The sequence below is a fragment of the Acinetobacter sp. YH12227 genome, assembly GCF_013417785.1.
GTDB lineage: Bacteria > Pseudomonadota > Gammaproteobacteria > Pseudomonadales > Moraxellaceae > Acinetobacter > Acinetobacter gandensis.
On sequence record NZ_VPDH01000118.1, the window covers coordinates 1 to 6,357 of the forward strand.

General features: G+C 37.6%; 9 protein-coding genes and 1 pseudogene. 2 read left to right on the forward strand and 8 right to left on the reverse strand.

What is annotated here, in order from left to right; genetic code table 11:
- Positions 1–78: 78 nt before the first annotated feature.
- The 3 genes from FTV09_RS16660 to FTV09_RS16670 are packed head-to-tail and all read right to left on the reverse strand — an operon-like array spanning position 79 to position 1,887.
- A complete protein-coding gene (locus tag FTV09_RS16660; protein ID WP_257222932.1) occupies positions 79–777 on the reverse strand; it encodes a UvrD-helicase domain-containing protein in 699 nt (232 codons plus the stop codon).
- A gap of 1 nt (position 778) precedes the next feature.
- On the reverse strand, positions 779–1,213 hold the full coding sequence (locus FTV09_RS16665; RefSeq protein WP_180058926.1) for a hypothetical protein: 435 nt from the start codon (positions 1,211–1,213) through the stop codon (positions 779–781).
- Positions 1,183–1,887 carry an IS6-like element IS1008 family transposase gene (locus FTV09_RS16670; RefSeq protein ID WP_001067790.1) on the reverse strand — a complete coding sequence of 235 codons (705 nt, stop codon included), beginning with the start codon at positions 1,885–1,887 and terminating at the stop codon, positions 1,183–1,185. Before FTV09_RS16670 ends, FTV09_RS16665 begins: the two co-directional genes overlap by 31 nt.
- Here FTV09_RS16670 and FTV09_RS18195 point away from each other — a divergent pair.
- The gene (locus FTV09_RS18195) at positions 1,873–2,064 is read left to right on the forward strand and encodes a helix-turn-helix domain-containing protein (RefSeq protein ID WP_049044540.1); all 192 of its coding nucleotides are present in this window, start codon (positions 1,873–1,875) and stop codon (positions 2,062–2,064) included. The two genes, FTV09_RS16670 and FTV09_RS18195, sit on opposite strands and share 15 nt — an antisense overlap.
- 201 nt (positions 2,065–2,265) lie before the next feature.
- Here the strand turns inward: FTV09_RS18195 and tatC are convergent, their stop codons facing one another.
- The 3 genes from tatC to tatA are packed head-to-tail and all read right to left on the reverse strand — an operon-like array spanning position 2,266 to position 3,639.
- Positions 2,266–3,033: a twin-arginine translocase subunit TatC gene (gene tatC, locus FTV09_RS16680; RefSeq protein WP_002123494.1), complete on the reverse strand. Its 768-nt coding sequence runs from the start codon at positions 3,031–3,033 to the stop codon at positions 2,266–2,268.
- Entirely contained in the window at positions 3,034–3,378 is a 345-nt protein-coding gene (gene tatB / locus FTV09_RS16685; RefSeq protein ID WP_002123497.1) for a Sec-independent protein translocase protein TatB, read from the reverse strand. It abuts the gene before it with no gap.
- A 33-nt stretch (positions 3,379–3,411) separates the two neighbouring features.
- Positions 3,412–3,639, reverse strand: coding sequence for a Sec-independent protein translocase subunit TatA (gene tatA, locus FTV09_RS16690; RefSeq protein WP_002123495.1), 228 nt, complete (start codon positions 3,637–3,639; stop codon positions 3,412–3,414).
- A 231-nt stretch (positions 3,640–3,870) separates the two neighbouring features.
- Between tatA and FTV09_RS16695 the strand changes: the two genes are divergently transcribed.
- Positions 3,871–4,353 carry a hypothetical protein gene (locus tag FTV09_RS16695; protein ID WP_004740156.1) on the forward strand — a complete coding sequence of 161 codons (483 nt, stop codon included), beginning with the start codon at positions 3,871–3,873 and terminating at the stop codon, positions 4,351–4,353.
- Between the two features lie 102 nt (positions 4,354–4,455).
- Here FTV09_RS16695 and FTV09_RS16700 read toward each other — a convergent pair whose 3' ends face one another.
- Positions 4,456–6,063: a hypothetical protein gene (locus FTV09_RS16700; protein WP_180058927.1), complete on the reverse strand. Its 1,608-nt coding sequence runs from the start codon at positions 6,061–6,063 to the stop codon at positions 4,456–4,458.
- Between the two features lie 175 nt (positions 6,064–6,238).
- Positions 6,239–6,357: pseudogene (locus FTV09_RS16705) on the reverse strand (IS30 family transposase); the annotation flags it as partial.

Below are 6,357 nucleotides of genomic sequence, written 5' to 3' on the forward strand. Positions count from 1 at the left end.
CGACTCATAAGTGCTCGGTTATATGCGGGCCAATTGGTTGTGCGGTAGATTTTGTGTGCAGGCTTCTTCATTTGAAAATTATATCGCTGAAAAAGCCTTTACAGATAGGTTTGTGCAACAAAGCCATTTTGCTCTGTAAATTTTGGCTATCCAATCATGTGTTATCAATATTCGATGCGCATATACTAAAATATCATCATAATCAATTCCCCCACTACGAATCATTGAATCCTGATAATCTAGATATATTTTCCATACATTTTTATTTTGATAGAGTTCAAAGACCTCAAACTCCGTAAGAAGCTCTCTTTTAATATGAGCAAAGATCTCTAAATATCTCTGTAGTGCCTTTTCCCTATTTCTCAGCTCTTTCGTATCTGTAACATTTAAATATTCATCAACATCAATGCCATCTTCACGTAAAGACTGCATGAAAATTTCCATTTTATCCTGATCTCTTTCGTAAATATGAAGATCCGTTGGTAATCCAACAGTATGACCATATTTCTCAAGAATTCTTTGTGCAACTGAATGAATAGTAGTAATCCAAGCTCTCTCTTGAATATTTTCTTCTTGAGAAAGTCTCATCAACATTTCATCAGCAGCTTTATTTGTAAATGTGAAAGCAATAACTCCATCCTTCTTAGTCAATGCCAATATATACTTAATACGCTCTGTGAGAACCCTAGTTTTTCCTGCTCCCGCAGAGGCAAGGACTTGAATAGCTATATCAACTGGTGCTTTCACAATCTGAAGCTGTACCTTTGAGAGATTCATATCAAGTTCCAGTAATTATTTGTTGAAAAAGATCTTTTACTTTTTGTGGTAAGTTATCAACAGGTAAAGATAATAAACTTTCAGCAATAGCTTTTGCATACTGAGGTTTACTTGAATCCAAAATATCAAGGATCGCTCGTTTTTTTCCAGCGTCACCATCGTAGTCTCTAATTTGAGATTCAAATATAAATTGGTTGCATGTTGTGCATGGAGGTTTACTAGATTTAACCTGTCTTAATGGAGTGCCATTCTTAAGCTCTATCCAATGTTGTAAATACTCTTCACCATTAACTTCTCTAATAGTATTTTCTATTAACTCTGTATAATTCTGATCTAGTAAGTATCCTTCAAAGGGCACTGTTGCAAATAGAGATTTGAGTCGATGAAGTTCCTTTTTAAAAGTGCTTAGAGACCGAAAACCCTGTTGATTAGACACACTTCACCTTGAGGCTGACCATAATAAAATGACGATGCTTGTCCTTTACGTAGTGCACGCATGACTTCAATACCTTTAATTGTGGCATAAGCCGTCTTCATAGATTTGAATCCTAATGTGGCCCTGATGATCCGCTTTAACTTACCATGATCACATTCAATGACATTATTTTTATACTTAATCTGCCTGTGCTCAATATCTACTGGACATTTTCCTTCTCGCTTTAACCGTGATAAAGCATGGCCATAGGTCGCTGCTTTATCTGTATTGATGACCCGTGGAATTTGCCATTTTTTCACCGTATTGAAGATCTTTCCTAAAAAACAATAGGCTGATTTACTGTTCCGTCTAGCGGAAAGGTAAAAGTCAATCGTATGACCACGTTGATCAACTGCACGATACAGGTAAGTCCATCGCCCCTTCACTTTGATATAAGTCTCATCCATATGCCATGAATGTAAATCTGTAGGATTACGCCAATACCAGCGTAAGCGTTTTTCCATTTCTGGAGCATAACGCTGAACCCAACGATAAATTGTGGTGTGGTCAACATTCACACCTCGTTCAGCGAGCATTTCTTGAAGTTCACGATAGCTGATGCCATATTTACAATACCAACGAACAGCCCAAAGAATGATTTCACCTTGAAAGTGCCGACCATGGAAGGGATTCATCTGCTGTATCTCGAAATAAATAAGATATTTAGCTTATCATGTCAGCCTATTTGCAACAGTGCCGATCGTAGCTATTTAGGGCGTATCGAACGTGGAGAAGTCAATCTGACAGTAGATAAGCTGTATCAAATCGCACAGGTTTTACAAATTAGCCCCAAAGACTTATTACCAGATTAAAATAGTTTTTTGAACGACACATTTAGTCGCAGAACCTATTATTTTTCTGATTGGCTTAGTTTTAGAATTTTTGTTTTGCCAAGTACTTCCTGTACTTTAAAATCATCATGCAAAACTTTATACAGAGCCTAAACAATAGAAATTCAGCCATGAATGGCACAACTAGCTTACTAGTTCTACCACTCATACTTTGACTTACAATTAAGCAGTTTGTGGCGTTTTGGACTTTTCGATAAAACGCCCAAACATCAACCCAATCTCAAAAAGTAGCCACATCGGAATCGCCAACATTACCATACTAAGAGCGTCTGGTGGCGTAATAAACATCGAAACAAAGAAACAGCCAACAATCACATAACGTCGATTTCGAGTCAGTGTTTCCACGGAAACTAAGTTCACCAAAATCAATAATAATGTCGCTACAGGCACTTCAAAAGTTACCCCAAAGACCAAAAATAATTTCAAGCAAAAACTCAGATAGCTATTAATATCAGTCATTGGTGCAACTGCCTCGGGTGCTGCATGTAAGAAAAATGCCAACACTGCAGGTAAAGTTATAAAGTACGCAAACGAGATACCAACATAAAATAATACAATACTTGATACGAGCAATGGTACTGCAATACGTTTTTCTTGCTTATACAAAGCTGGCGTGATGAAAAGCCAAATCTGGTACAGAATGTATGGCATCACCACGATTACTGCGATAAAAAAGCTGAGCTTAAATGGTGCCATAAATGTCGTGGTAATATCCGTGGCAATCATGGTCGCATCTGCAGGAAGCTGTAAACGCAAAGGCTTTGAAAGCACTTCATACAAGTCATTGGCAAATGGAATCATGCTAAAGAATGCGGCAAAAACCGCAATCAATATCCGCATCAAGTATTTACGCAGTTCAATCACATGCGACATCAATGGCATAGACTGCAACGGCTGATCACTTTGTTGAGTTTGTGAAGAAGCCATCATCTACTCTCCTATACTTTGTGCAGGTTGTTGAGCAGCTGGATTACTTTGCCCTTGTTGCGCTTTTGTACTCGCAATATCTTCAGCACTCTTTCTCATTTCAACCAACTGCTGTTGCATATCTCGTTCTACTGCACGGATTTGATCAAGTTCACGCTGAACTTGTTCTTTCATCTCGAGCAGATTGAGCTCCTTCTCAATATCGTGCTGCACGCTATGCATTAAGCGTCGAGCTTTTCCATACCATCGCCCTACTGTACGCATTGCTTGTGGTAACTTGTCAGGACCAAGCACCACAATAGCGACAATACCAAACAGTAAGATTTCACTAAATCCCATATCTAACATTGGTTAAACCACCTTTATGCCAAATGATGAAAATTACTTTTGCGTATGTGACGCATCTCGAACGGTATGACTAGACACATCAATCACCGAAGTATCTTCGGCAAGTAGTTTTTGATCTTGATCTTCATTTTTTACTGAATCTTTAAAATCCTTAACCGCACCACCTAGGTCACGACCCAGCCCTTTGAGCTTCGATGTACCAAAAAGCAAAACAACAATAATCAAGAACAATAAAATATGCCAAATTGATAGACCTGCCATTTCACAACCCTCACCTAAACAAAAAAATAACTTAAAATAAATACTACACCAAAAAACTTAAAAATAAATAAAAAATTAAAAATAAATTATTGTGTCGTCAAATTTTAATCAACCATTATCAGGAAAATTAATTCACACTTTTATTTTACAAGTCTTTATCTAAAACATATAGTAACTGATGCTTATTGAGCTTAACTACAGCTTTAGCTGTATACAATCGAGGATCAACGCATGAACAATACAATACTTACCACCTTATTATTTGCTTTATTATCATTAAGTTGTGCAAAGGCAAGCGATAGTGGCATATCACACAACACAAAGTACACGACTACTAAAAGCAGTATTATAGACAGCCAAAACCCTCCGAAAAACAATCAATCAGAAGGATATTCAAAAGCATATGAAAGGTGCATATCAGACCACAAACAAGGATTCAACCTTGCAGTAGATTGTACGCAAAAAGAATTGGAAGATATTAATAATAAAATAAATAAAATAAATAAAATATTAGATAATAAAAAACCTCACATAAATAAAAAAAGCATTCAATCTAAATATGAAAATTATGAAAGAATGATGTGCAATGATTTAATGAATACATCAAAATTGACTAAATCCAGCTCAATCACACGATCGCAGTGCAAACTTTCACTTCGTCAAAACTATTTAGATAATTTACAAAATATACTTTCACCACAGCGACTAGAATAACCACCAGAACAATAACTGAAACGGTGTTACCCCACTGTGGTTGAGATCAAAAACTGAGCTCAACCACGCATCTTATAAATTCCCAAAACGAATCAAGCAAATTTATGCAACAGCCGCTTCACAGTTTTCAGACTTCATTGCAGTGACTGTTTCTTGCGTCTTCAAGGTGTCAGTCACATCAACAGGCAAACTCCAAACCCGAACATTGGCTGAATTAATCTCATCAGTAATTGATGGCATCCCTGAATAACGTTCTGGATAAGTAAAATCTGTGCTGTTATCAACTGAAATCATCGTTGTAGATTGTCTTGAGCCATCAGCGGTCGTTCCAAGTGCAGGTAATGACAGAAGGTATGGTGCCCCTATTCGCTTATCATAAAAAATTTGCGAAACATTACTAAAATACTCATATTTGACTTGATATGGGTTTTGATTACTACCTTTAATACCATCATTATGAATGGCGTACTGTACCGTTGAAGCATCTTGATAGTTTTTTGCAACTAGACTAATACCAGCAGCGATTACAAAATCCAATTTAAACTCGGTATTTTTTAGCTGTGCCATGCGATACTTATCTGTAGTCGTACTGGCAACTGCGTAGTCCAAACAAATATTTATCCCAAATGGCAAGCCTTCAATTAGTTCATTATTAAATGTGGTGTCCAATAATTGACGACCATAATCATCAAAGGCTTGAACTTTATCAGACGAAACTCGCTGGATTTTTACCACCAGCTTTTCCTCTCCATTTAAAGTACAAACATGTGCATAGTTCTCCAGATCAGGATTACTGGCATTATTACCAAGTTCATCCCCTCGATCACATCTTCTATCACCAATGAAGTCAATCCAAGACACAGTGCGTTTTGGCCAAACCATATATGCAGGGCGCTGATGCTCATCATTTAAAGACAGATTATGCACACATACCAAATGGTTCGTTGCTTCTAATATTGGATTTTTATCGGTGCTGGCATCACTACCATCTTTGTTAAAAATATTTACTGATGGCTTTAACACTGCGATAGTTCCTGGGAGAAGTACCAGTTTTCCATAATCACATTCAGGAAACTTAGCAATCAAACTACGGACTTTCTGTGTGACGAGTTCTAAAAATAAATCTGCAACTACCAAGACTTCATCCGTATTCAAAAAATCAGTCCAAGGCACATTCCAATAAAATTCTGGAGCAGTAAAAAAGGTGACATCATAGTCTTGTGGTGGGCGCTCAGCAAAAGCAGTCAACATCCCTCGGTACAACAATACAAAACGATGATCGACCGAGCGCTTGACATAATCTACGATACTTTCCCAAGCCGTTTCAGTACCATCTTTATTGGTCACCAAAACTGAACCTGCTGTACCTTTACTTACTTTGCGACGTGCACGTAATTGCTCAAAAGAATTATATTCAAAGTTATAGATCCCCACATTCATTTTCACCGCATCTGGACTAATGATCGGCTCAGTACCTTGTTCGGGCTCAGTCTTTTCGCCTTGATCTGGAATTTGCGGTGCTGTATCTGGGTCAAACGGTGCAATCGGTATCACTACATCCGACTCAACCTCACCACCACCTCCGCCGCCACCACAGCCCGTAAGCATGGATACCGCAGGCAAGGTCATTCCCCCAATCAAAATAGAGCGTCGAGTCAAGGGAGTATTTAAAATTGATTTTTGTAGGTTCACTTGTGGCTGTGCCATCATCATTTCCTCTAGGTTGGATTAAAACCGCCTAGATAAATACAATATCTATACCAATTTTATAAAATATGTAGAAATTATGAAGAACTTTGATTTTTTGAGCAAATAATCGCCGAAAATGATATTTATTGGTTTTTCTCTAATTTTGATAATACTCATGCTTTATGTGTAGGCGGATTCAAGCGGCAAGTGCAACAGTATAAAAACCAGCCATAACTTCACTCGGTGTATACCAACCTAGTGTTTTTCTAGGACGATGGTTGAGTGCAAATTCTATCTGCTCTATTTGTTCGTTTG

What these genes read in the sequence shown, in the direction of transcription:
- FTV09_RS16660 (WP_257222932.1), bottom strand. Translation starts at nt 777, where the DNA reads ATGAATCTCTCAAAGGTACAGCTTCAGATTGTGAAAGCACCAGTTGAT.
- FTV09_RS18195 (WP_049044540.1), top strand. Translation starts at nt 1,873, where the DNA reads ATGGAAGGGATTCATCTGCTGTATCTCGAAATAAATAAGATATTTAGC.
- FTV09_RS16670 (WP_001067790.1), bottom strand. Translation starts at nt 1,887, where the DNA reads ATGAATCCCTTCCATGGTCGGCACTTTCAAGGTGAAATCATTCTTTGG.
- tatC (WP_002123494.1), bottom strand. Translation starts at nt 3,033, where the DNA reads ATGATGGCTTCTTCACAAACTCAACAAAGTGATCAGCCGTTGCAGTCT.
- tatB (WP_002123497.1), bottom strand. Translation starts at nt 3,378, where the DNA reads ATGTTAGATATGGGATTTAGTGAAATCTTACTGTTTGGTATTGTCGCT.
- tatA (WP_002123495.1), bottom strand. Translation starts at nt 3,639, where the DNA reads ATGGCAGGTCTATCAATTTGGCATATTTTATTGTTCTTGATTATTGTT.
- FTV09_RS16695 (WP_004740156.1), top strand. Translation starts at nt 3,871, where the DNA reads ATGAACAATACAATACTTACCACCTTATTATTTGCTTTATTATCATTA.
- FTV09_RS16700 (WP_180058927.1), bottom strand. Translation starts at nt 6,063, where the DNA reads ATGATGGCACAGCCACAAGTGAACCTACAAAAATCAATTTTAAATACT.